The 24450-nt window shown below is 59.7% G+C and carries 22 protein-coding genes; 10 read left to right on the top strand and 12 right to left on the bottom strand.

All coding sequences use genetic code 11. The annotated features are described in order from the left end of the window. Window positions 1-61: 61 nt before the first annotated feature. Window positions 62-1069: a GDSL-type esterase/lipase family protein gene (locus tag EIK79_RS11065; protein WP_124955187.1), complete on the bottom strand. Its 1008-nt coding sequence runs from the start codon at window positions 1067-1069 to the stop codon at window positions 62-64. 123 nt (window positions 1070-1192) lie between these two features. Between EIK79_RS11065 and EIK79_RS11070 the strand changes: the two genes are divergently transcribed. From EIK79_RS11070 to EIK79_RS11080, 3 genes are all read left to right on the top strand, one after another. Continuing rightward, window positions 1193-2227 (top strand): zinc-dependent alcohol dehydrogenase, encoded by a 1035-nt coding sequence (locus EIK79_RS11070; protein ID WP_124955188.1) that lies wholly within the window; start codon window positions 1193-1195, stop codon window positions 2225-2227. A 479-nt stretch (window positions 2228-2706) separates the two neighbouring features. Further along, window positions 2707-4485: a rhamnogalacturonan lyase gene (locus EIK79_RS11075; protein ID WP_124955226.1), complete on the top strand. Its 1779-nt coding sequence runs from the start codon at window positions 2707-2709 to the stop codon at window positions 4483-4485. Between the two features lie 112 nt (window positions 4486-4597). Continuing rightward, complete coding sequence (locus EIK79_RS11080) at window positions 4598-5689, top strand: Gfo/Idh/MocA family protein (protein ID WP_124955189.1); 1092 nt, start codon at window positions 4598-4600, stop codon at window positions 5687-5689. 13 nt (window positions 5690-5702) lie between these two features. Here the strand turns inward: EIK79_RS11080 and EIK79_RS11085 are convergent, their stop codons facing one another. From EIK79_RS11085 to EIK79_RS11100, 4 genes are all read right to left on the bottom strand, one after another. Beyond that, complete coding sequence (locus EIK79_RS11085; RefSeq protein ID WP_124955190.1) at window positions 5703-7121, bottom strand: family 4 glycosyl hydrolase; 1419 nt, start codon at window positions 7119-7121, stop codon at window positions 5703-5705. Window positions 7122-7262: 141 nt separating this feature from the next. Further along, on the bottom strand, window positions 7263-7904 hold the full coding sequence (locus EIK79_RS11090) for a ThuA domain-containing protein (RefSeq protein WP_124955191.1): 642 nt from the start codon (window positions 7902-7904) through the stop codon (window positions 7263-7265). Window positions 7905-8326: 422 nt separating this feature from the next. Further along, window positions 8327-9319, bottom strand: coding sequence for an alpha/beta hydrolase (locus EIK79_RS11095; protein ID WP_233738111.1), 993 nt, complete (start codon window positions 9317-9319; stop codon window positions 8327-8329). 158 nt (window positions 9320-9477) lie between these two features. Further along, window positions 9478-10245: an IclR family transcriptional regulator gene (locus EIK79_RS11100; RefSeq protein ID WP_124955193.1), complete on the bottom strand. Its 768-nt coding sequence runs from the start codon at window positions 10243-10245 to the stop codon at window positions 9478-9480. 154 nt (window positions 10246-10399) lie between these two features. On the opposite strand from EIK79_RS11100, the gene EIK79_RS11105 reads away from it, so the two are divergent. Both EIK79_RS11105 and EIK79_RS11110 read left to right on the top strand, forming a co-directional pair. After that, window positions 10400-11956, top strand: coding sequence for a long-chain-fatty-acid--CoA ligase (locus tag EIK79_RS11105; protein WP_124955194.1), 1557 nt, complete (start codon window positions 10400-10402; stop codon window positions 11954-11956). Between the two features lie 73 nt (window positions 11957-12029). Beyond that, window positions 12030-13169 (top strand): acyl-CoA dehydrogenase family protein, encoded by a 1140-nt coding sequence (locus tag EIK79_RS11110; protein ID WP_124955195.1) that lies wholly within the window; start codon window positions 12030-12032, stop codon window positions 13167-13169. On the opposite strand, the gene EIK79_RS11115 is transcribed toward EIK79_RS11110, so the two are convergent. Then, window positions 13170-13961 (bottom strand): N-acyl homoserine lactonase family protein, encoded by a 792-nt coding sequence (locus EIK79_RS11115; RefSeq protein ID WP_124955196.1) that lies wholly within the window; start codon window positions 13959-13961, stop codon window positions 13170-13172. 103 nt (window positions 13962-14064) lie between these two features. Continuing rightward, window positions 14065-14880: an alpha/beta hydrolase family protein gene (locus tag EIK79_RS11120; RefSeq protein WP_124955197.1), complete on the bottom strand. Its 816-nt coding sequence runs from the start codon at window positions 14878-14880 to the stop codon at window positions 14065-14067. Between the two features lie 211 nt (window positions 14881-15091). Between EIK79_RS11120 and EIK79_RS11125 the strand changes: the two genes are divergently transcribed. Both EIK79_RS11125 and EIK79_RS11130 read left to right on the top strand, forming a co-directional pair. After that, a complete protein-coding gene (locus EIK79_RS11125; protein WP_185715593.1) occupies window positions 15092-15751 on the top strand; it encodes a helix-turn-helix domain-containing protein in 660 nt (219 codons plus the stop codon). A 48-nt stretch (window positions 15752-15799) separates the two neighbouring features. Beyond that, entirely contained in the window at window positions 15800-16573 is a 774-nt protein-coding gene (locus EIK79_RS11130) for an enoyl-CoA hydratase/isomerase family protein (protein WP_124955199.1), read from the top strand. 4 nt (window positions 16574-16577) lie between these two features. Here EIK79_RS11130 and EIK79_RS11135 read toward each other — a convergent pair whose 3' ends face one another. Next, window positions 16578-17312, bottom strand: coding sequence for a 3-hydroxyacyl-CoA dehydrogenase family protein (locus tag EIK79_RS11135; RefSeq protein ID WP_124955200.1), 735 nt, complete (start codon window positions 17310-17312; stop codon window positions 16578-16580). A 126-nt stretch (window positions 17313-17438) separates the two neighbouring features. Here EIK79_RS11135 and EIK79_RS11140 point away from each other — a divergent pair, with 126 nt between their 5' ends. The 3 genes from EIK79_RS11140 (at window position 17439) to EIK79_RS11150 (ending at window position 19737) form a co-directional block, all read left to right on the top strand. Further along, complete coding sequence (locus tag EIK79_RS11140; RefSeq protein WP_124955201.1) at window positions 17439-18689, top strand: acyl-CoA dehydrogenase family protein; 1251 nt, start codon at window positions 17439-17441, stop codon at window positions 18687-18689. A 217-nt stretch (window positions 18690-18906) separates the two neighbouring features. After that, window positions 18907-19101, top strand: a complete 195-nt coding sequence (locus tag EIK79_RS11145; protein WP_221621730.1) for a hypothetical protein — start codon at window positions 18907-18909, stop codon at window positions 19099-19101. A 60-nt stretch (window positions 19102-19161) separates the two neighbouring features. Next, the gene (locus tag EIK79_RS11150) at window positions 19162-19737 is read left to right on the top strand and encodes an RDD family protein (RefSeq protein ID WP_124955203.1); all 576 of its coding nucleotides are present in this window, start codon (window positions 19162-19164) and stop codon (window positions 19735-19737) included. A gap of 15 nt (window positions 19738-19752) precedes the next feature. Here the strand turns inward: EIK79_RS11150 and EIK79_RS11155 are convergent, their stop codons facing one another. From EIK79_RS11155 to EIK79_RS11170, 4 genes are all read right to left on the bottom strand, one after another. Continuing rightward, window positions 19753-20832 carry an ABC transporter ATP-binding protein gene (locus EIK79_RS11155; protein WP_124955204.1) on the bottom strand — a complete coding sequence of 360 codons (1080 nt, stop codon included), beginning with the start codon at window positions 20830-20832 and terminating at the stop codon, window positions 19753-19755. 39 nt (window positions 20833-20871) lie between these two features. Then, window positions 20872-21744 (bottom strand): carbohydrate ABC transporter permease, encoded by an 873-nt coding sequence (locus tag EIK79_RS11160; protein ID WP_124955205.1) that lies wholly within the window; start codon window positions 21742-21744, stop codon window positions 20872-20874. Next, complete coding sequence (locus EIK79_RS11165; RefSeq protein ID WP_124955206.1) at window positions 21741-22694, bottom strand: carbohydrate ABC transporter permease; 954 nt, start codon at window positions 22692-22694, stop codon at window positions 21741-21743. Before EIK79_RS11165 ends, EIK79_RS11160 begins: the two co-directional genes overlap by 4 nt. 101 nt (window positions 22695-22795) lie before the next feature. Further along, window positions 22796-24211 carry an ABC transporter substrate-binding protein gene (locus tag EIK79_RS11170; protein ID WP_124955207.1) on the bottom strand — a complete coding sequence of 472 codons (1416 nt, stop codon included), beginning with the start codon at window positions 24209-24211 and terminating at the stop codon, window positions 22796-22798. Between the last annotated feature and the right edge of the window lie 239 nt (window positions 24212-24450).

Consider the following 24450-nt stretch of genomic DNA (forward strand, 5'->3'; position numbering starts at 1 on the left):
CTCTTTCAAGGTAGCTCGGCCGCGGCTCCCGGGTGTGCTGTCTCTAAAGAGCGTCGGGGGATCAGCGAACGGCTTCGAGTTTTCGGGCGAGGTTTTCGCCCATCCGGATCATCGCGTTGTCACCCGGGTGGACGAGGTCGGTCGTGAGTCCGCCGATATCGGGTAAGATCTCCGGTCCTTCGAATAGGGAGACGTTGTCAATCTGGCTAACGGTGTCTCTGAGTGCGTCCCGGAACTGTTCACAGCGTTCTCCGTCAACGCTCCTCTGAACGTCTCGTGCGTTCGGATAGATGGTGATACACGCAATCGTCGCATCAGGGTTGGCAGCAGCGATGCTATCGATCATGTACGTCGCGCGTTCGCGGAACTCCGCGACTGAAAACCGATCAACCATGTTGACCGACAGCGCGAGCGTCGCTATGTCCCAGTCGTCGCGGGTAGCGATATGGTCGGCCATCGCCCGATCGCAGTACGCCGTGCCACAGGAGCCGAGATTGATCGGATCGACACCGAGGCGGCGGGCGGTTTGGTTGACGTAGGTGAGGTGTTCAGCCACTGCAGCTTCTCCTTCCGTGATGGAGGTTCCGTACGCTAGGTACCGCTGGTCGGGGAGTTCCTCCGCAGTGGGTGGCCGCCGGTCGCCCTCGGCGCCGTGATAGCGAACGTGTGCTCCCCGGTGTTCACCGGGCAACATGAGCCGACAGACGCGGGGATCGTACGCGAGCGGTTCCTGCTCTTCGGGACGGAGATCCGTGAGCTGTTCCGGAACAGCCAGTTCGATGGTTGTCGGCTCAGGACCGATCACGAACGTCTCCGTGCTCTGTATCGGACCCCAAAACACGCGTATGAGGCTTTCAGTGGCGCGGTCTGTTGGGCTCGTTGAGAGCGTCACCGAGACCGAGTCATCAGGCACAAACCGGAGTTCGACACCCGCAGGATGGACCATCCTCGTCTGTGCTCCCTCGTTCAACGCCGACCGGACGCGTTCGGGAACACGCTGGAGACGCGCTCCCTCTTCGACTGCCCGGCACTCGCCCACGTTGTGAAACTCGATTTCATCGCAGCGCATATCAGCAGGGTGTCCTCTCATCCTAAATATTTACCGCACATGGCGATTTTCGAATGGACTCCCAAATCCCTTTATAGCTGGTAACCCCACCCCAGTGTACAGCGGTCACGGAGTTGCTCGTGTATGAAACAGATCGTCCAAACCGGTCCAGAAGCCGTAGAAGTACAGCAAGGAAACCGTCCATCGCCCGATCCAAACGAGGTGTTGGTCCGCGTTCACACAGCCGGACTGTGTGGCAGTGACGCCCACGCCTACAGATACGACGGCGGGTATGAGTGGATTCCCATCCCTCGGATCATGGGTCACGAATACTCCGGGGAAGTCGTGTCGGTCGGTGAGGAGGTGACGAGCGTTTCGACCGGCCAGCGCGTTGTCGAGGAACCGATCCACCACTGTGGTGATTGCTTCCAGTGTGACAACGGTCAAGAAAACGTCTGTCAAAACTTCTCGATCACCGGGATGCATCGGGACGGCGCGTACGCCGAGTACACGGTTGTCGAACCTCACCATCTGCATTCGATCCCCGACGACGTGGGCCTCGGGTCCGCGGCGATCACGGAGCCGACTAGCATTGCCGCCCGAGCGGTGTTCGATCAATCGAGCGTGACGCCTGGCGATACGGTGCTCGTCGAGGGACCTGGTCCCATCGGCTCGCTGATCGCATGTATCACCGATTCGATGGGTGCGAACGTGCTCGTCTCCGGACTCGGACAGGATACGACGGCTCGACTCCCACGATTGGACTCGATTGGCGTCGATACGATCGACGTGGAGTCAGAATCGATCGAAGAACGAGTCGACGAACGAACCGATGGACTCGGGTTCGATGTCGTCTTCGATACGACTGGCCACCGGAGCGGGATCGAAACCGCTGTCGAAGTCACCCGAAAGGGAGGTCAGGTCGTCGTCGTCGGACTGCCCGGTGATCCGAGTTCCCTGTTCATGACGCCACTTGTTCGGGGGGAGATCGAGGTGAATACGTCGTACGGATCGACGTGGACGAACTTCGAACAAGCGCTCCGACTGATGGAAAACGGTGCGATCGATCCAGACGACATCGTTGACACGTCTTTCTCGGTGTCGGAGCCGGCAACCGCCTTCGAAGCGTTCCTCGATTCGAAAACCATCAAACCCCTGTTCGACTTCGACGGGACGTAGGTCGTCCCGCATCACCGGATCGTTTCGTTTCCCAATCATGTTTCTAATCACTAGTACACCGGCTGCGTCCCCGCTGTTCGGTCCACCTGCGGCGTCCGGTCGTACCGGACGCTTTCGGTGACCTACGAGACGTTTACTACCTGGGAATTACACACGTACACATGTAATAGATTCTGGCGTGACACCGATGTCGACGACAGTCTCAAGTTTCAGTGATCAATCCGTCCGGCATCGCCGGTTACGAAACTCGTTTTTCCCTCTATTCGACTGGCAAAAGGTTTTTAATAATTCACCATAAACTGACGTTGGAGGCGTTGACAGCAATGAATGACAGAGAGGCGGATGCAGGATCGGCATTCGGCAGTCTGAGTCGACGTTCGTTCGTCAGTGCGTCGGGAGCAGCGTTGGCCGCTGGTCTCGTCGGAACGAGCGGGACTGTGGGCGGGCGTGCTGTGCGTGATGAGCGTCCCCCACGACAGATGGAATCGCTCGATCGGGGGCTAGTAGCGGTGCCGACGGACGATGGGGTGTTGGTCCGCTGGCGACTTCTCGGAACCGATCCCGATCGGATCGGGTTCCACCTGTTTCGTGACGGGACGAAAGTGAACAATGAACCAATCCGCGACCGCACGAACTACCTTGATGACGATGGAACGACAGCCTCGACGTACTCGGTGAAACCCATTGGTGTTGCGGAGTCCACTCAGACGACGACCGTCTGGGACCGGAACTACCGCGAGATCCCGCTGAACAAACCGGCCGAAACGGTCGGCCACAACGGGGAAACGGTGACGTACAGCGCCAACGACGCCAGCGTGGGCGATCTTACCGGCGATGGGAGCTACGACATCGTGCTCAAATGGACGCCGTCGAACGCGAAGGACAACGCTCACGATGGCTACACCGAGAACGTGTATCTCGATGGCTACCAACTCGACGGGACGTTCATGTGGCGGATCGATCTCGGTCGGAATATTCGCGCAGGGGCGCATTACACGCCGTATCTCGTCTACGATTTCGACGGCGATGGCGTCGCGGAAATCGCCGTGCGAACGTCGGACGGCGCTATCGATGGTACTGGCACGGCTATCGGTGATCCGGACGCCGATTACCGCAACGAAACGGGACGGATCCTGACGGGACCGGAGTATCTCACCGTGTTCGACGGAGAGACGGGGGCGGAACGCGCGACGGTCGACTATCGGCCGGCTCGAGGCGATGTTTCGGATTGGGGTGACAGCTACGGCAACCGCGTCGATCGGTTCCTCGCGGGCGTCGCGTATCTGGACGGCGAACAGCCGAGCATCGTGATGACCCGTGGGTATTACGAGAAAACGATGTTGGCGGCGTTCGACTTCCGAGACGGTGAACTCACCGAACGGTGGGTGTTCGACAGCGACGATCCCGGCAACGGCGCGTACGCTGGGCAGGGCAATCACCAACTCAGCGTCGCGGATGTCGATAACGATGGATACGACGAGATCGTTTACGGTGCCATGGTCGTCGATCACGACGGAACGGGACTGTACTCGACTGGTTGGGGCCACGGCGACGCGCTCCACGTCGGTGACTTCGATCCCGACCGGTCGGGACTGGAGGTCTTTCAGGTTCACGAGCCGACGACTGCACCGTACGGCGCGTCATTCCGGGACGCCGAGACAGGCGAGTTGCTCTGGGGGCAACACACCGGCGAAGACACTGGCCGGGGAATGATCGCTGATGTCGATCCGACCCACAAAGGAGCCGAAGCGTGGGGTTCGGGCGTCGACACGCACACCGTTGCTGGGGAGTCGATCGCTGACCCCATCCCGTCGATCAATTTCGGCATCTGGTGGACGGGAGATCTCCAGCGGGAACTCCTTGATCACGACTGGGATGGGGACGCCGAAATCGGGGTGGGGAAGATCGATCGGTGGAACCACGAGACAACAGAGCTTGAGACCCTGCTCACCTTCGAGGGAACGTATTCGAACAATTATACGAAGGGAACGCCCTGTCTATCGGCGGACATTCTCGGTGACTGGCGCGAGGAGGTGCTCTGGCGGACCGAAGACAGCAGCGCGCTTCGGGTCTATACGACGACACACCCGACCGAACACCGGATACCCACGCTGATGCATGATCCCCAGTATCGAACGAGTGTGGCGTGGCAGAACGCGGGATACAATCAGCCACCACATCCGAGCTTCTATCTCGGGACCGGCATGGATGACCCGCCGATGCCGAACATCGAACCAGCCCGCGACGGGAATCCGTAGCGATAGTACGGAACAACATCCTCCTGTATTGTTCCCGCATAGGGAACCATTGGCACCGAGCCGCGATTCCCCCGGACGAAAACTATTTGATCGTTTGCACACAGTGTCGGTTATGGAACGGATTACGCTCGGGATCATCGGGTGTGGAACGATCAGCGACGTGTATTTCGAGACTGCAACCGAATTCGACGTGCTTGAGGTCGTGGCGTGTGCCGATCTGGCGACCGAACGGGCCGAGGCGAAGGCAGAGCAGTATGGGTGTCGCGTTCTCACAACTGATGCACTGCTCGCTGATTCGGAAATCGATGTCGCGGTGATCCTGACGCCGCCCTCGACGCACGGTGACCTCCTCATGCGAGCACTAGAGAATGATACGCACGCGTACACTGAGAAGCCGTTAGCGACTTCGATGCACCAAGGAACTGAGATCGTCCGGACAGCACAAGAGAAGGATCTCCTCGTGGGGAGTGCCCCTGACACCGTCCTCGGAAGCGGGCTACAGACCTGTCGTGACGTGCTTGATTCGGGGCGGATCGGTGATCCGGTCGGTGCTGTTGCAGCGTGGGCCAGTCCTGGACACGAACATTGGCATCCGGATCCGGATTTCTACTACCAAGAGGGGGGCGGTCCGTTGTTCGACATGGGACCGTACTACCTCACGGCACTCATCGCGCTCCTCGGTCCGGCGAGTGCTGTCGCAGGCACCACGACCACGGCGACTGACGAGCGGACGATCACCAGCGAACCAAGGTGGGGAGAAACGATCGACGTGGCGGTACCGACCCACGAGACCGGAACGATCACGTTCGAAAACGGAAGCGTCGGAACGGTGTTGATGAGCTTCGATGTCTGGGAGTCGTCCACAACGGGCTTTGAGATCCACGGAACAGAGGGATCCCTTCAGCTCACCAATCCGAATCGGTTCGACGGCGCACCCCGTGTCCGTGTCCGAGGAGCGGACGAGACGCAGGAAGTTTCGGTGACTCGCAACCAGTCGAGACAGCAGCGTGGACTCGGGTTAGTGGATCTCGCGTACGCCCTCACAACCGACTGGCACCACCGGACCAGCGCGGCGTTGGCGCTCCACGTGCTCGATATCATGACGGGGATCCGCGATTCGGGGGCAGAACACGACTACGTCGAACTCTCAAGCACGCTCGAACGACCGCCAGCCGTTCCGGACGACTTCCCGAACAGTCCCTAAGCGGTGGCGGTGCTCACTCTAAGACTGTCGCGTTCTGGAGATCATAGTCGGTGAAGTACTCGCGCTCGATCTCCACAAGCCGAGTGAACAGCTCTTCTGCGTGTTCCCGCTTGAGGGTTACGAGTGGGTCGTTGAGGAACGCTTGGAACGCGAGATCGAGATCACCCCCGATCCCAGCTTCGATGAGCGTCTCCTGATTAGTGACGTGGCGCTTGACCATGCTGTGGATCTCGCCGGGCAAATCGCCGGCACACAGCGGTGTAACGCCTTTTCCAGTGAGCAAGGCGTTCGTTTCGACGATGATATCCTCCGGAAGGTTGCTGATCTGTCCTTGATTGGGATAGTTGAGGTGGGTCTTGAACGGTTCGATGCCTAACAATGCGCGCATGATCTCGATGGCTTCTTCGCCCGACTCGGTGAACTCGAATTCGTCTACGCGCGCGGCCATCATCTTATCGGGCGTCTCCCCGCCGACGCGGGCAGAACTGGGCGTGAGCCGAATCCCCCAGCGCTGGATCTCTTCGGGCGCATCGATCGAGAGGTACCACGGGACGAACTCCGCGAGGTGTCGGTCGCCCGCCGCACCGAGTACGCCGAACCGGTCGTACAGATCAAACGCGATTTGGAACTGATTAGTCCAGTAGGATTCATCCGCCATGTCGCCGGGTTCGTAGCCGGGAAGGGGCTTGCGGCGTTCGAGTTCCGCATCGAGATAACCGTACAGGTCGTGACCGGCCCAGTCGGCCGCGTCGATCCACGTGAAGTGGTTGATCCCCTTGACGGTCACGTCAATCTCCTCGCGGTCGATATCCTCGGCCGTCTTGATGTACCGCTCAGCGATCTCTGCGAACAGTTCCTGAAACGGGTGAACTTCATGACAGAGGCCGATAGCGTTGATGTCGGGAAACTCCGCGTACAGCGCGCGAGTACAGACCGTCATCGGATTGGTGTAGTTGATTACCCACGCGTCAGGACATTCCTCGCGGACTGTGGCAGCGATCTCCCGGTACTGCGGGATGGCTCGCAGCGCCCGTATCGTGCCACCGGGACCGACCGTATCGCCCACCGTCTGATAGACGCCGTACTCTTGGGGCACGTCGAGATCGTGTTTGAACGTCTCGTCGGGTGGGTCCTGAATCGAGCAGACGACGAAATCCGCAGCCGACAGCGTGGCGTCCATCTCTTGATACGCCTCGAATCGCCATTCACCGACCGCGTCCGCCCGTTCCATCACGCGGTTCCCGAATTCGGCGTTTCGTGTGGCCGCTTCGTAGTCGACATCGTACAGGGCGACCTCTCCGCTGAGGTCCGAACATTGCCCCAGATCATTGATGAGGGTGTGCGCCCATCCTTGACTTCCTCCACCAACGTAGCCGATTTTCAACTCCGACGCCGAGGCTGACGCTCCATTCTGAAGCCCGAGCTCGTGCATACACATGTGATTGGAATGCAGAGAGATATAGCTGTTGGCACCCGGCATGCGTCTGGTGTTATCAATTTATAGTCATGAACGCTGGTGAGAAGCGTGATGCGCAGCTCTGTTGGGAAGTCACCTGAGAACTGTAGGTGGCCCTTACTTGCTCCCGGCCCAACGGATCCCTCGGACGAGCAGCGATCGGACGCCGTCGGTGGCGAACGCAGGCTGTCCGTGTCCGAGTGAACAGTAGAACACCCGTCCGTCTCCGTACGGTTTTACCCACGCGACCGGCATGTCTCCGTTTTCGGGGTGGTCCATCCGAGCCAGCACCCGCACGTCATCATGAGCGACGACGTACGGCTCGTCCCAAACAGTAAACCCACTGAGTCCGGCCGACACCGGATGATGGCTGTCGACGATGTTCACGTCGAACGTCCCTTGCTCAGGGTGGGTTAGAAAGTGCCCGCCGAGTAACGCCCGGAGATCGGGGAACGGCTCCTCGCGCGTCCCGTCGGCCACGGTCGTGAGATCGGCGGCGCAGTGGATCCCAACGTACCCCCCACCGTTTTCGACGAACGAAAGCAGTCCGGAACGTTGGTCGTCGGTAAACGTGCTGTCGGTCGTGTAGTCGATCAAAACGTCGTAATCGGTTGGATCACACAACTCATCGCGGTCGGTCGTCAGCTCAACACTGATCCCGTCTGCGTTGATCGCCCGGCGAAGCGATGGGCCGATCCGTTCGAGCTGATGGAACGGAAAGCGGTTCCCGCCGATCACAACTGCTTGTATCTCTGACATTCGTTTCGGACCACTGCACCGCAGTACCTAATAGCTGTCGTCCGCTGAGCGTGGCGAAAGGAATTTCCCCGCTGTACAGTGATTAGCCAGTAGCTGGTCGGTGAACCGAGTAGATCAACGCCGAGGTGTAGAGGAATTAGAAATAGATTCCCGTATTCTGTGCACTGCTCTTTTTGGAGTTCTCATTTTTACCACTCTGTATCATTATTATCTATATTTCACATGACCGTTTAACTGTGTAGATTCTATATGGGTGTATCTAGACCACATCTCTGAACTTTTTCGACTGGCCATTAGAAGTGACATTCATTCTGATTGAGTAAATACTTTCAAATGATTGGTGGTATATCCGGAGAACCCAATCGTTCATACTACAGGTGCGGGGATGGCGGACAACAGCGGAGATATCGTATCCCTTCTGATCAGTTGTCGAACGTGTCCGTGAGATCACTGGCCAACTCCTCAAGACACGCCTCGGCGTTAGAAGCGACGCCAGTCATGCTGAGAAAGCCGTGAATCATTGTTTCGTAGTTGCGGTGAGTCACGTCGACACCGTCCGCTGCCAGCCGGCGAGCGTACTCGATTCCGTCGTCACGCAGGGGATCGAACCCGGCGGTGACGACCGACGCTGGTGGCAGGCCGGACAGATCTCGCGCCAACAGCGGGGCCGCGTACTCGTTGCGGGCGTGAATTGGATCTTGCACGTAGTTCCGCTGGAACCACTCCATTTCATCAGCTTCGAGGAAATACCCTTCGGCGTTCTCCTCGTAGCTCGCCGGCTGAGAGATGACAGAGGTCGTTCCGACAGCAGGATAGATCAGGAGCTGCCGGTCGATCTCCGGTCCATCACGGTCGTTTGCCAACAGCGTGAGGCTGGCCGTCAGATTGCCCCCAGCGCTGTCGCCGCCGACCGCGAGCCGTTCGGGATCGCCACCCAGATCGTCGGCGTAGCGTTCTGCCCACTCCAGTGCCGCGTAACTGTCCTTTACAGCCGCCGGAAACGGGTGTTCGGGAGCAAGCCGGTAGTCGACGCTGAGAACGAGCGCCTCCGCTCGGTTGGCGAGTGCGGTGCAGACGTTGTCGTGGCTGTCGAGATCACCCAACACGAACCCGCCACCGTGTAAAAAGAGAAGAACTGGGAGATCGTCCGCCGGAGTCGGTTTGTACAGCCGGATCGTAATCGGTTCGTCCGGTCCTTCGATCTCGATGTCCTGCGTGTAATGGACTGATTCGCTCTCGGTGAACTCGTTCATCGCTTCAAACTGTTCCCGAGCCGCCTGCGGTGTGAGTGCCGGAAGTGGTGGCACATCTTGTTCGTCCATCACGTCCAAGACCGTCTTGATCTCCGGATCTAGTGCCTCGGCTTTCACCGGCGTGTCATCAATCGTCATCGTGCGCAGAGAGATACAGCGCACGCTCACTTAAATCATCTACTCTGATAAAACGTCGGCGTCGGTGCTGTAACCGTATTTCGCCGGTGGTTCCGTTCTGGTGTATGGTGAACGCCGGGCGGTCGGTGTTTCGACTGGGGCGGACACTGCTGTAACAGTACGTAGCTGATATCGATGGCTATCTACCTGTTAAACGATAGATCGACTTCGATCGCGTTGGCGGCTGACAGGAGTCGACTCGGGAGATCCCGCTGGTGCCAGTCACCTTCTAGGCGCATCGCTGGGCCTGAAAGCGAGACCGCGCCGCGAACGTCGCCGTCGTCTACGATCGGAACCCCGATTGCTGTAACACCTGTTCGATACTCCTCTCGATTGAAGAAGTATCCTCGATCACGACCCGCACGGAGTTCGTCGTACAGTCGCTCTCGGTCCGTGATCGTGTTCTCGGTAAACTGTTTGAGTCCCCACCGATCGAGGATCTCCTCGACGCGAGGGTGGGGTAAGTGAGCGAGAATCGCCTTCCCGGATGACGAACAGTGCATGTAGGAGTGCGTTCCGACCCTGATGTCCGTCTGTACCGATCGGTCGCCCGCAGCGACACAGAGCGCCGTCGCAAGTCCGTGCTGTTCAACCATGCAGAACACTCGTTCACCGGTTTTTTCCGCTACTTCCTCGACGACAGGCTGCGTCACCGTGTACAGCGACTGTGACCGTTTAACGTATTCACCGAAGTTCACGAACCGAAGGCCGAGTTCGTACTGATCATCCCCAGAGACGACGAACCCGTTTCGCGCCAACGTCGCCAAATGCGCGTGCGCAGTGCTTTTCGACATATCGAGATGATCGGCCAGTTCGGTAACGCCTGCGCCGTCCAGCTTCCACAGCGCTTCGATGATCGAAAGCGTCTTTTCGATTGATGTGAGCGTTTTCGGTGTGTCGTCGGTGCTCATATTTGTTCTTTTGTTCCAACTCAGTATAAGCTTGTTCGATATTGTAGAACACACTGGCGGTCAGCGACGATCTTCCCGTCTGTTCGCCCCCGCGGTGCTCATCGATAGGCAAAGGTTTTTGAGAACCCACAGTTCATGATAACTGTGATCAACCGTGACAAACTTGGTCAGTGACGTGATTTCTACAGTCGACGCCCACGCCGAGGAGACGGCGCTCTGGTATCAGAACCAGGCCATCAGCTATCGGGCGTTCTGGTCGCAGGTTCGTCAGTTCGCGGGTGCGCTCAGGGCGCGAGACATCGAACCGGGCGATCGGGTTGCGATCTACCTACCGAACCTTCCGCAGTACGTCGTCGGCTTTTTCGGGACGCTGCACGCTGGCGGCGTCGTCGTACCGATGAATCCCCAGTACAAGGCCCGCGAGATCGAGCACTTGCTGGCTGACAGCGAGGCACAGGTTGTCCTCACGCTCGCTGATCTTGTGCCGTACGTCGACCAAGTGAAAGCCGAGACGGACGTTGAACACGTTGTAAGCGTCGGCGGCAACGACGCAGGAGAGCCGTTTGCTGCGTTCCTCGATTCGGCGGACGACGTTTCGGCTCCCATCGAGCGGGCCGATGACGATGTCGCAGTCCAGCCGTACACGAGCGGGACGACTGGCACACCCAAGGGCGTATTGCTCACCCACCGAAACCTCGCGTGGGACGCACGGGCGGTTTCGAAGCTGATGGATGGCGGCGTTCGTTCTGACGATCGGTTCCTCGGGGCGCTACCGCTGTTTCACATCTACGGGATGACGGTCACGATGCTCTCGACGCTGTTCGAGGGCGGATCGTATTACCCGCTCCCTGAGTGGGACGCACAACGGGCGTTGTCGCTGATCGAGCGCCAGCAACTAACGGTGATGCACGGCGTACCGGCGATGTTCAACGACCTCATCAATCAGGAGAACGCCACCGAAGCTGATCTGTCTTCGCTGCGCTTCGTTAACTCCGGTGGGAGCAGCCTTCCGATCGAGGTGTTGGAGCAGTTTGAGGAACTGTACGACGCCGAACTGTACGAGGGGTACGGTCTCACTGAAACGAGTCCCGTCACGCACGCGAACCAACCCGGTAGCAGACGCCCCGGCAGTATCGGCCGACCGCTCGACGGTGTGGAGGCGAAAATCGTTGACGGCGCGGGTGAGGAACTGCCGCCCGTCGAACGCGGTCCGGTTGCGGACGACGCTGACCTCGATTCCGTGACGGGAGAACTTCTCGTCCACGGACCGAACGTCATGAACGGGTACGCCGACTTGCCGGCGGCCAACGAAGGAGTGTTCACCGAACGCGATGGGAAGCGGTGGTTCCACACGGGTGACATCGGATACTACGACGAAGACGGATTTTTCTACGTCGTGGATCGGGAGAAGCACATGATCAACACGGCCGGCTACAACGTGTATCCCCGAGAGGTCGAAGAACTCCTCTTTGAACATCCTGCGGTCGCAGACGCCGCCGTGCTCGGTATCCCTGACGAACGCCGGGGTGAGACCGTTGGGGCCTTCGTCGTTCCGGCCGGAGACGTGACGCCAGAAGAGATCAAACAGTACTGTCTCGACAATCTCGCGGAGTATAAACATCCCCGGACGGTCGAGTTCGTCGAGGAACTACCGCGCACCACCACCGGAAAGGTACAGAAGTTCGAACTGCGCGACGGCACCGATCAGTAGCGACGCAGCACCGTTTGTAGCGAACAGCGCGTTGTTGGAGAAGATACTTCAGGCCGGACGCTGACACGGAGATATGGCGTTCGATCTGTCCGACGAGCAGCAGGCAGTCCGTGCTGTCGTCCGAGAATTCGGTGAAAACGAGATCCGACCGGTAGCGAGAGACCACGACGAATCGGGGAGCTATCCGTACGATCTCGTTGAACAAGCAGCACAGTACGATCTGATCGCACCAACTATCCCGGAGGAGTACGGCGGTGCAGGGATGGATCTGCTCAGCTCTGTGCTCGTCACGGAGGAACTGTGGCGCGCTGACCCCGGCATCGGGAGCGCTATCGGCTCACGAGGGTTCGGGAGCAGCATGATTCGGGCCTACGGCGACGCGGCGATGAAATCGGAGTGGCTAGAGAAGATCGCCTCCGGTGAGTCCGCTAGTTGCTCGTGCATCTCAGAACCAGCGCACGGTTCGAACGTCGCCGGGATCGAGACGCGCGCCGAGAACGACGGCGACGAATGGGTGATCGACGGTAACAAGATGTGGATCACTAACGGTACTGTTGCTGATGTCGCGGTCGTGATGGCGAAAACCGATCCCGGTGCCGGACACCGCGGAATCACGGCGTTTCTCGTGCCAACCGACACCGACGGCTTCGAGGCGACAAAGATCGACAACAAACTCGGTATTCGAGCGTCGGATCTCGCTGAGATCACACTCACCGACGTTCGAGTACCGACAGACAACGTTATCGGAGCGGTCAACGAAGGGTTCTACCAGCTGATGGACTTCTTTGCCGGCGGGCGGACGAACGTGGCTGCTCAAGCGCTGGGTGCTGCCCAGGCCGCGCTCGATGAAGCGGTGGCCTACGCGAACGAACGCGAGCAGGGCGGTCAGCCGATCAAAGAGTATCAGGCCATCTCGCACAAGATCGCGGAGATGGCGACGAACGTCGAAGCCGCCCGATCGCTCACCTACCGCGCTGCGAGCCACGTCATGGACGGCGAAAAGCAGGAAGCCACGAAGTACGCCAGCATGGCAAAGTTGTTCGCGAGCGAGCACGCGGTCGATGTCGCGGACGAAGCGATTCAGGTTCACGGCGGGGCTGGCTACGTAACCGATCATCCTGTCGAACGGTTCTACCGCGATGCCCGGATCACGAAGATCTACGAAGGGACGAGCGAGATTCAGAAGAACATCATCTCCGATTCGATCCTCTGATCACAGCGTCCGGAGTCGCTCGGCGTCGCCAGCGTCGTGTCCACACACCACCAGCGCGTCGTGTCGCCGTTCACGGTCTTTGAGCCAGCGAAGGCTCTCGAACCACGCCCGTTTGTCCCAGAGCAGGCCGGCACCGAGTGGTAGCTCCTCGTCGTAGTTCTGGCGCATGTACGCTACGTCTCCCGCAATGAGCAGCGTCTCGTCTTCCAGTTCGATCTGGAGTCCGAGCAGTCCCGGTGTGTGTCCGGGGAGGTGTAGGAATTCGATCCCCGAAAAGTGGGTCTCGCTCTCCCGGTGGATGATCTTCCAGTTCAGATCGTGGTCGAAATCCGCTGCGACGTAGGCGTCGCTGCCACGATCAGTGTTTGCGCTGTAGTAGGCGTGTTTGAGCTCGGTTTCGTGAACGTAGATCGGCACGTCGGTGCCCGCGAAGTTGTGCAAGCCACCGGCGTGGTCCAGATGCAGGTGGGATTGAATCACGGCGTCGATCTCATCGACCGCGTAGCCCGCCGCTGCGAGATCGTCACTGAGGACGTGTTCATGGGCGTCGTAATGCTCGAACGCCGCGTACAGCTGTGCGGGCCAGTGTCCGTCTCCCGCTGCTGGGTGCGACCCGGTGTCCCAGAGGATGGTCGCCTCGGGATGGTCGATAACGAGGTTGTACACCGGGCCTTCGCCCATCATCGTCTCGGGATCGGGATTCTCAGCGGTCCCCACCGTCATTCCTTCGATGATGTGGTTCAGATCGGTTCTAATATGTCCACGGTCGATCAGGTCGATCGTGATATCCATTACGCTCCCGATTCAGGGCGCTCACACATAGCTTCCGACGGTAGCGGCCATCCGTTCCGGTTGTGGCGTCGTCTCGGAGGACGGAGGATCGCTGGTGGACCGGTTAGTCGTTCAGGATGACGGTAGCGAGGTCGCTGCCGACCTGTGAATCACCGAGGTATTCTAGGTGGCCACCAACCGACGCGGTAACGTCGACATCCGTGTAGTTCGATGCCCCGCCACACGGTGCTCCTTCCGTTCCAAGCGCCGTGTCACCGATACCGCCGTACGCTGAACCGACGGTCGTATCGTTCTGGGAGTGGTAGTTTCGGACTGTTCCCGCGTTGTCTGCGATCCCTGAGTGCCACTGTCCGCCCAGACAGACGGTCGATCCGTCCGCAGCAGCACCCATGCCACCGATGGTGTCGATCGTGTAGCCGGACCCGATCGACGTGGCCGTCCAGTAGACGATCCGGCCACCCAACGAGTGTCCGGTTAGCCGGACGTTGCCACCACCGCTGTCACTGAATTCCTCGATGAGTCGGGCGACCTCCGCTCCGACGGCTTCCGTGTCGCCTTCGGCGTCGAGGTACCAGAAGTTGGTCGCGGGCCACTCGATGGCGATCGCTGCGTCCGGCGTGTAGCCGCCCGCTTCGACGGATCCCAACACGTCGCTCGCCTGACTCCTGACTGTCGTGTCACCGAACCAGCCGTGAACGAACACGAATAACTCATCAACGACCGGCAGCGATCCGTCGGCTTCGAAGCCGCCGAAGAGCGTTTCCTCGACCTCGATGACTTCGACGATTTGAGCGGACGCGACGCCAATGGTAGCCATTGGCCCGGCGAGTGCCGCGGTCCCGACTCCCTTGAGGACAGTCCGTCTGTCGACGGCGATCGTCTCACTGTTCTCCTCTTGTCCACGTGTGTTGTCTCGCATGGGACGAATGAGAAATCGGAATTATTATAATAAAAATTTCTTACGCCTATGAGTGCAATTTTAAGTGCGGAGTGATACACCCAAGACTGTGGTTACCACACCCATGAAGTTATTAATTTAGAACCATAACGACAGATCGATCCGATCGCACGGCGGTTCGGATCAGCACAAACGTCGTTGGAGAACAACTATGTGGGAGGTTTCGTACGTTATGACCCCAAATCAGGGGTATTTCGACAGGGCAGAAACGATCATTTGGGAGACGGGAGTGCGACTCGAATCGATCCGATCGATGGAATTCGTCGCGGACGGGTCGGTCGTGATCGTGTATGAGATCGACGGTTCGGTTGATGCGCTTCGGCGGTGTTTGGAGAACGCGCCCGAGAAGGTCGTCGACTACGCCGTCGCTCGGGACGCTGATCCGGTTGTGATTCAGATCCGGTTCTATCCGGACGAGACACTCACGCAACTACTCTCAGTGCAACGCTCGTTCGGTGTTTCAGTCCGGTTCCCGATCCGGTACGTTCGGCAGGATCCCGCTAGCGTCGAAATCGTGGAAGTCGGACCACGGACGGAACTCAACAGTCGCATCCGAGAGACGCGAAAATTATCGTCCGTCTACATTGAGCACGTCCATCCGTACCACCCGAGTACGCCACGGTGGTTCGCCCAGCTTACAGATCGTCAGCAGGAAGTGTTACGAACGGCGGTCCGAACCGGCTACTATCGGGTTCCACGAGAAACCACACACGAGGATCTCGCTGCGGAGCTCGACTGTTGTGCGAGCACTGTCGGACAGCATCTCCGTCGAATCGAGGCCGAGCTCGTCGCTTCAATCCTGCCAACCGGGTCCAGTACGGGAGCGACGTGACTGGACGGAGAGCGGGCGTATTTTGTGGGTCGAACGCAACGATAGCGCATGGACGACTTGGAGACCGTTCTGATCGAGTTCGATGAAACGAGTGGCGTCGGGACGATCGCGCTGAACCGCCCAGAATCGCTGAATGCACTGAACGATCAGCTTTCACAGGATGTTGTTACCGGCCTGCAACGCCTCGAAGAGGAGGAGCTTCGCGTCGCTGTGATCGAAGGTGTGGGCGACAAAGCGTTCTGTGCGGGAGCGGACATCGGTGGCTTTTCGAGTGAGTCGTCGGTCGAACGTTCCGAGCGGCCCGTCCACACGTTCGTTTCGGAGTTTCCGGTGCCGGTCGTCGCAAAGATCGACGGCTACTGTCTGGGTGGTGGTTTCGAACTCGCGTTGGCGTGTGACCTCCGGCTGGCGAGTGCGGACAGCGAATTCGGTTTTCCCGAAGTGAATCTCGGGCTGTTGCCCGGTGCTGGCGGCGTCCAGTTCGTTACGAAGCTGTGTGGACCAGCTACCGCAATGGAGTTGGCAATGCGCGGTGAGCACGTTTCGGCGGAGTGGGCCGCCGAGGAGGGTCTCGTGAACCACGTGTATTCTACAGATCAGTTCGAGAGCGAAGTCGAGTCCTTCGTGACGCAACTGGCCGGTCAGGCACCGCTTGCGATCCGCGCGATCAAGAAATCCGCGCGGATGGCCGTCGATGCGGGACGGTCTGAGGGTCGACAGTACGACCGGCGGCTGTTCAACGAACTGCTCACGACTGATGACTTCGCTGAGGGCGCGGCGGCGTTCAGTGAAGACCGGGAGCCGGAGTTCGAGGGTCGCTGAACCGTCAGTCCCACTCCTCACCGATCCCGCGCAGCGAAAACGGACCGACCGGGAGGTTGTACCCTTCTTCGAGCGCCGTATCGACCTGTTCTTTCGTAGCGATCCCGTCGTCGACGATCCGCTGGGCCTCCCGTCGCATCGCGCCGTAACACCGGTTGGCAATGAAGCCGTACGATCCCGGATCGTCGTTGATGACGACGGCGGTCTTGTCGAGTTCGTCGGCCAGTTCCTGTGCGCGTTCGACAACCGCGTCGTCGGTCTCGGGCGCGCGAACGATCTCGACGAGCGACATCACTGGAACGGGATTGAAAAAGTGCGTCACTGCGACCCGTGACGGATCGGAAACGGCGTTTGCGATCGCCGTCACTGAGAAACCGCTGGTGTTCGAGTACAGCGGCTGATCGTCCGTCACGGCGTCCAGTTCCCGGAACACCTTCCCCTTGATCGCTAACTCCTCTGTGACGGCTTCGATGACGAACTCCGTTCCCTGCGTTGCGGCGTCGAGATCAGTTGTGAACGTGAGCCGGTCGAGCGTTGCGTCGCGTTCCTCCGGTGTGAGGTGGCCGCCATCGACGGCGTCATCAAGTCCAAAACTGCCCGATACCAACCGCTCACGCGCGTTCTCGACTAGTTCTTCGGAGACTTCACGGACGCGGACTTCATAGCCGTGACGCGCGAGCATTTGCGCGATTCCACTGCCCATGATGCCCCCACCGATGACTGCAACTGCTTGTGCCATGGATGGACGGTACACGGGTGGGAACTTAGCTGTTCCCAACCTGAGCGTGTGAGCCGACCAATGAACGTTTCGCGGCGTGTTTCCCGTGTCGGGTGGTTTTACGGTGGTGTGTACGAAGTAGCTCACATGGAGTATCACGACTCCGAGACGGCGAAAGACGTGGCAAATCGGGTGGGAACGTTCATGGACGAAGTCGTGCTTCCCCGTGAGCGGGAAGCGCTGGCAACTGGTGAACCCATCACCACTGAGGAGATGGAATCGCTTTGGGAACAGGCTAAAGAACGCGATCTGTTCGCGCCTCAGGTGCCAACGGAATACGGCGGTCAGGGACTCGACTTTCAGGAGATGCTGCCCTCATTCGAGCAGGTCGGCCGCTCGCTGATCGGGGCGCGGTCGATCCGGGCGAACGCACCGGACGAAGGGAACATGCACACGCTCGAAATGGTTGGCACCCCTGAACAGAAAGAGAAGTGGCTTCGTCCGCTCGTAAGCGGTGAGATCTCTTCGGGCTTTTCGATGACTGAGCCGATGCAGGGCGGGGGATCGGATCCAAAGATGCTCAAAACCACTGCCCGGAAAGACGGCGACGAGTGGGTGCTCAACGGTCACAAGTGGTGGACCACTGGGGGCATGAACGCCGACATTCTGCTGGTGATGGCCCGAACCGATCCCGACGCCCATCCCTACGAAGGCACGTCGATCATTCTCGTGCCGGCGGACACTGATGGCGTGACCGTCGTCCGCGACATTCCGCACCTCGGGGATCACAGCATCACCGAGCAGTCGGTCGGTCACGCGGAGATCAAATACGAGAACGTCCGCGTCCCACTCGAAAACACGCTTGGGGCTGAAAATCAAGGATTCCAGATCGCCCAGATGCGCTTGGGTGGCGGACGGCTCACTCACTGTATGCGCTATTCGGGGATGGCAGAACGCGCGCTCGACATCGCCAAGGCGTATCTCACCGAACGCAAGGCGTTTGGCTCCGCACTCGCTGATAAGCAGGCGTTGCGCCACCGGATCGCTGACGCGGAAACGCGGCTCCACGCCGCGCGAACGATGGTCCGCCACGCGGCCCGCGAACTCGACCACAGCGAGGCTCGCATCGAGGTCGCAATGGCGAAGCTGTTCACCGCGAACGTCACCAACGATGTCATCGATCTCGCTGTCCAGTGTTGTGGTGGGGCTGGCATCGGGAAGGATCTCCCGTTGGCGCATTTCTACGAGCACGTCCGGGCGTTTCGAATCGTTGACGGTGCCGACGAAGTCCACCGCCGATCGATCGCTCGCGACGCCTTCGATGCTGTCGAGGAGGTCGAGATCCCGAACACGCCCCAGTTCGACGAGGAGCTGTGGATCGACGAGTTCGACGGCTAAGCGACTGGATCCGTTCAGAACGATCGGATTCGATCGGAAATCGTTGACCGCCCCTAATCGCGTTCGTGTTGCTGGGACGAGTTTGGGCCATCCGTAGCTATTTGAACCTAGACGGGAATAATCGGTACGTATAAGCGGAAATACGCCACAGCGGAATTCGGAGGGAGTCGGCTTGGAAGATATTCACGAGGCCTTGGACTCGGTGGAGCAGTCCACGATGTCCGTGACCGTCGAGACCGTTCGAGAACGGTGGCGAACCGCGGGCGCCATCGCCGTGCTGGCGGTCACCAGCGTCCTGCTGTTCCGCGTGGACGGAGGACGATCGATCGACACACAGGTGTTTGCCGGGATCACCCTCCTCTTGTTGCTCTACTTCCTCGTGACGCTGCGATCGGACGTGGGCACGGAGTGATGGCGGCCGATTCCGCGACCGAGGGGAAGGTATTTCGTCTATCCCGGTGAATGTGTCACCGTGATCGACTGGACGCTAGACGGATTTTTGCCGACCGGGCGGCAACCGGTGCCAGCACTGGAGACTGCGGACGACCGCGGTGTTTTGCTCGCCCGGGGCGGTGCGGCGATGATCGACCTGTTCGTCTGCTACGTTCTGATCGAATTTCCGTTCATCTACGCTTTCAGCGTGGCGTTCATCGGTCCCTACGAGGCGCTCGGGGAATACATCGTCGTCTTGTCATTACTTGCGCTCCTGCCGATTTACGCCACCTACTCCTTCCTCTTTGAGTGGCGCTACGGCCGAACGCCAGGGAAAGTTAATCGCGATCTGCTGGTCGTCACGGCCGATGGCCGCCCGTGTACCTACCGCGCGAGCGCCATCCGGAACCTCTTTTTGTACGTCGATCTGCTCGGCATCCCGCCGCTCGTGATCGGCTTCCTATCGCCCCTTGTGACAGACGGCCGTCGCGTCGGCGATCTTGCCGCCGGGACGATCGTCGTTCGCTCAGTGGCTCCGACGGATCCCAATGGGGCGGTCGCGGCCGACCTAGACACGAGTGCAGCCAGTCGGGCGGCGGAGACGCGCAAGAACTGACGGATCAGCGCGGACTCAAGCGATCCGGACGCCGGAGTCGGTGTCGAACAGACAGATCGAATCGGACTGGAAGACGAGCCCGTACTCCTTGCCGTCGCCCTCGAAGTCCGGACCGGTGACAACGATCACTTCTCCGAACTCTGTTTCGAAGAAGCTGTGCGTCGCATCGCCGAGGGGTTCGTCTAGCAGGTGCGTCGCCGGGATGCCAGCATCGGTGTCGTTGTTGACGGTGATGTGCTGAGGCCGGAGACCGACGCGGACCTCGTCTCCGTTCCACCCTCCGAGACCGTCGACCTCGTACTCGTAGTCACCGACCACCAGCTCCCCTGTTCCGTTGACGGCCCTGATCCGCCCGTCGAAAAACTGCGTCGACGGCTGGCCGATGAACCGGCTGACGAACTCCGAGTCCGGCTCGTCGTAGATCTCTTTTGGCGGGGCGACCTGTTCTAGTTCGCCGTCGTTGATGACCGCAACGCGGTCGGACATCGTCATCGCCTCCTCCTGGTCGTGGGTCACATACAGCGTCGGACAGCCGATCTCGTCGGTCACCTTCTCGATGACCGGCCGCAGCTCAGCCTTGAGCTTGGCGTCGAGGTCCGACATGGGTTCGTCGAACAGGAAGACCTCAGGGTCGCGCACGAGCGACCGACCGAGCGCGACGCGCTGTTGCTGACCGCCGGACAGTTCCGAGGGCATCTTCTCGAGCTGGTCGGTGATTTGGAGTAGCCCTGCGGCCTCCTCGACGCGAGCGATGCGCTCTTGCCGGGAGAACCCGGCGATCTTGAGGCCGTAGGCAATGTTCTCCTGAACGCTCATGTGTGGGTACAACGCGATGTCCTGGAAGAGCAACGCAATGTTGCGCTCCTGAACGGGCGTCTCCGTCACGTCTCGGTCGCCAAATCGGATCGTGCCGCTCGTCGGTGTGTTCAGCCCCGCGACGCACCTGAGCGTCGTGGTCTTGCCACAGCCCGAAGGACCCACTAGCGTCACGAACTCGCCGTTGGCGATTGTCAGGGTTACGTCATTCACTGCGACGATTTCGTCGCCCGATTCCTCGTACACTTTCGTCAGGTTCTCGATCGTGATGTCCGGCATGGATGTTGTGTTTGGTGTAAGCTATCGTTCGATCGACTCTCAGAGGGCTCTGACCTGAAACCCCTTGAGTAGGTAGCTCTGCATGAAATAGGCGAAAAGCAGTGGTGGCAGCGTCATGACCAGCGAGATCGCCATCAGGTGTGCGTCCGGCAGGAACTGTGCTTGGCTCATTGCCCGGAGCACGCCGGGGGCGAACGTTGTGGTTTCGGTCGACGGGAGGAGTATCTGTGCGAACGTGAAGTCGTTCCAAGCGAGTGCGAAGGCGAACAGTGCCGCGGCGATGATCGCCGGTCGACACTGCGGAACGACGACGTCGCGAAAGCCCCGCCAGCGCGAGGCGCCGTCCACCCACGCGGCCTCCTCGTGAGCCTCCGGAATCGTCATGATGTACTTCCACATCAGCCACACCGTGAAGGGCATCGAGAGGGCCGATAGTGCAATGATGAGCCCGATACGGGTGCCCAGCAGTCCGATGGACTGCCAGATCTGGTAGAGCGGGATCCCGATGACGATGGGGCTGAAGAGATACCCGATTAGGAGGATCCGCGCGAAGTTCTCCTTTTGGGGGAAAGACAACCGCGCAAGACCGTACCCGGCGATCAGCGAGACGACGACGACCGTCACGATGGTGCCGATGGCTACCACGACCGTGTTGAACATGTAGGTGTACATCTCCGGGTTCGCTAAGACTGAGAAGTTATCGAGCGTGAATGTCTCGGGCGTGGGAACGACCGTGACGGCGTCCTCGACGGTTTCGTACTCGGTGACGGCGAGCTGGGCCATCCAGTAGATCGGCCAGACGCCGACGACAACGATTATCACCGTGCTGAGGAGCTTCAGCGCCTCAAACACCCGGCTTTCGTCGTCGTAGGAGAGACCAAACACGCCTCCCGGTGGTTCGTTCCGGCTCATGTGGTCGTCTCCACCTCCTCGCTCGGATTGAAGAGCGTGAAGTAGGCGATTGCAGCCACCAGCAAGAAGAGGAACATGACGACAGCGATCGCGTTGGCGAACCCGTAGGCCTGATCGGTGTAGACGGTTTTGTAGGCCAGCACGGGAAGCGTGGTCGTGGCGTCACCAGGCCCACCCTGCGTGAGCTGCCAGATGATGTCGAACTTATTGAACATAAAGATGGACCGGAGTAGGACGACGACCAGAATGATTCCCGTGAGACGGGGTAACGTGATGTCACGGAACATCTGCCACCGGTTGGCGCCACACACCTTCGCCGCCTCGTAGAACCGGTCGGGTATCGCACGCAGTTGTGCGAGCGTGAAGATGGTGATGAAGACGGAGAACTTCCAGCTGCCGATGAGGATCAACAGCGGCATGGCCCACTCTCGTGACCCCAGTGGGGCTTCGGTGGCACCCCATAGGCCAAACTGCTCGGCACCGAGCGCCTGAAACACGCCCCCGGCCGGATCGAACACCCGGAGTGCCACCAGTGAGACGATGATTGTCGGGATCAGATACGCCGTGAAGACCACCGCGGTGAGGAGCTTCTGACCGCGGGTGATGCGGTTGAGCACGATCGCCATCCAGAGACCGACAGCGAGCTGAATGAGGGTACTGCCGACCATGTAGACGACCCCCCGCCACAGCGAGCCCCAGAACGTGGCGATCTCCATGACCTCGGAGTAGTTCTCGAGACCGACCCACTCCCATTCGGGGTTGAGTGTGTGGATATCGTGTAACGATGCCCAGAACGCGAAGGCGATTGGGACCACCGCGATGAGTACGTACAGTGCGACGACGGGGAGAACGGTCCCGATCCCGACGATCGTCTCTCGGCTCGCGGGCAGGCTCTCCCACGGAACGTACGTTTTCCGAGCTCGAGTCGATTCTCCAGTTTTACCGGCCATATCTAGGTAGCCTCTGTGTCCATGTGTGTTGATCTCATTGTTATCCGTCTTCGATCTGCGCCGAACGCGGTCACACGAGGAGCTGCCACATTCGTCATCGATCAGCCAAACTGCTCTTGGGCGTCCGCGAAGGCGTCTTCGAGTTGACTGAGACCCCACTCGTAGGTCTCCTGAACGCTCATCGAGTCGGTGACCACGTTGTTGACCATCTCGCCGTAGAACCACTGGCGTTGCATGTACAGCGACTCCGGCGAGGAGATGTTGGCTTCGTCGACGCTGCCGTAGTGGTTGCCCCAGATCTCGTTCTGGCACTGTTTGAGCTTCTTGAGCAGGTGTGGGTGGGCCTCGAAGATGTCTTGGTTCCGGAACGCGTCGGACCCCAGTATGTCGGCGTAGGTCGGGAGGAACCGGCCCGGATCTGTCTCGTAGAAGCTCACGGTCCGCTCCATGCTGTCGGCATAGAGCCACTCGAACCACTCCTTGGCGCCGTCCGGATTCGTGCCGCTCGCGAAGATGTGGTAGCCGTCGGGCGCTGGGGCGCTCAGCCAGTTTTCGTCCGCGTCGATCTCCGACCAGGTCGGGTACGCCTTGATCTGGGTCGCCTCGGCCAGCTCGCGCAAGGCGTCGCTGTCCTCGGCTTCGGCCGTCTGTGCTGCGATGCCCACCGGCCAAGCGTTGAGGTGGTAACACTGGGCGTACTGGCCCTGAACCCACTGGCTGAGTGACTCTGACCAGCCGATGCTGGTCGGGTCGGGCGAGTACTCAGCGAGGTCTTTCATGTACTGCAACACCGCCGTCACCTCTTTTTCGGGGAAGTGTACCTCGAACTCAGCGCGCGTGTCCGGATCCTTCCAGCGGAGGCCGACGCCCGAGACGCCTGCGCTCGCTAGCAGGACCAGAAACTCGTCCTGACTCTTGCCAGTCGGCATTCCAGCCACCCCGTACCCGCGGGCGTCGACATCGGACTCGTCGATGGCCCGGGCGTTGTCGAGCACGTCCTGGAAGGTTTCGGGCACCTCCAAGCCGAGTTTCTCGTAGATGTCCGCTCGGTACTGGAAGTTCGAGACGTACAGCCCGTGGGGGATCTGATAGATTTCGTCTCCTTCCCCGAGGAACGCGTCGGTGTTGATCGCCCCGTTGACCGCCTCGATCGACTCCACGATGTCGGTAACGGTGTCGAGCTGGCCGCTCTCCCAGATGTCGGCCACCTGGTCGAACGTGGAGGTGTTGGCGTCCGGCGGCTCGCCCGCCTGAATCAACTGGGCGAGCCGTCCCTCTTGGGTGCCGGACATCCCGCCCTCTTCGATGTTCATGGAGATGTCGGTTTCCGATTCGAACTCCGACTTGAACTCCTCCCAGAGTTCCTCCCAGGAATCGGTGTGGTAGTCCGTGATGAAGTGGACTGCCCCATCACCACCACCATCGCTGTCCCCACCCAGACAGCCCGCTACCGATGCGGCAATTCCTACACCGGCTCCTGTGAGTATCTCCCGTCTATTGCAGGTGTTTCTTGTCATGCGTGATCGTACATCATTTGCACATTGCTAGCAGTCTAGAGGAATTATATAAAACTTCGCCATTTTTACAAACTATTTACATTGATATTTTATAAATAATTGGTTCAGATACACACCACGTTCTCCACGCGGTGGTGGCGCTGACCACAGTCACCCGACGACGTGACGGTTCAGCGAACTCGTGTCGCACCGAGCCGTCTCAGCCCGCATGGAGGAGGCGATCCGTATCGGTTGTCGTC

The organism is Halocatena pleomorpha (assembly GCF_003862495.1).
GTDB lineage: Archaea > Halobacteriota > Halobacteria > Halobacteriales > Haloarculaceae > Halocatena > Halocatena pleomorpha.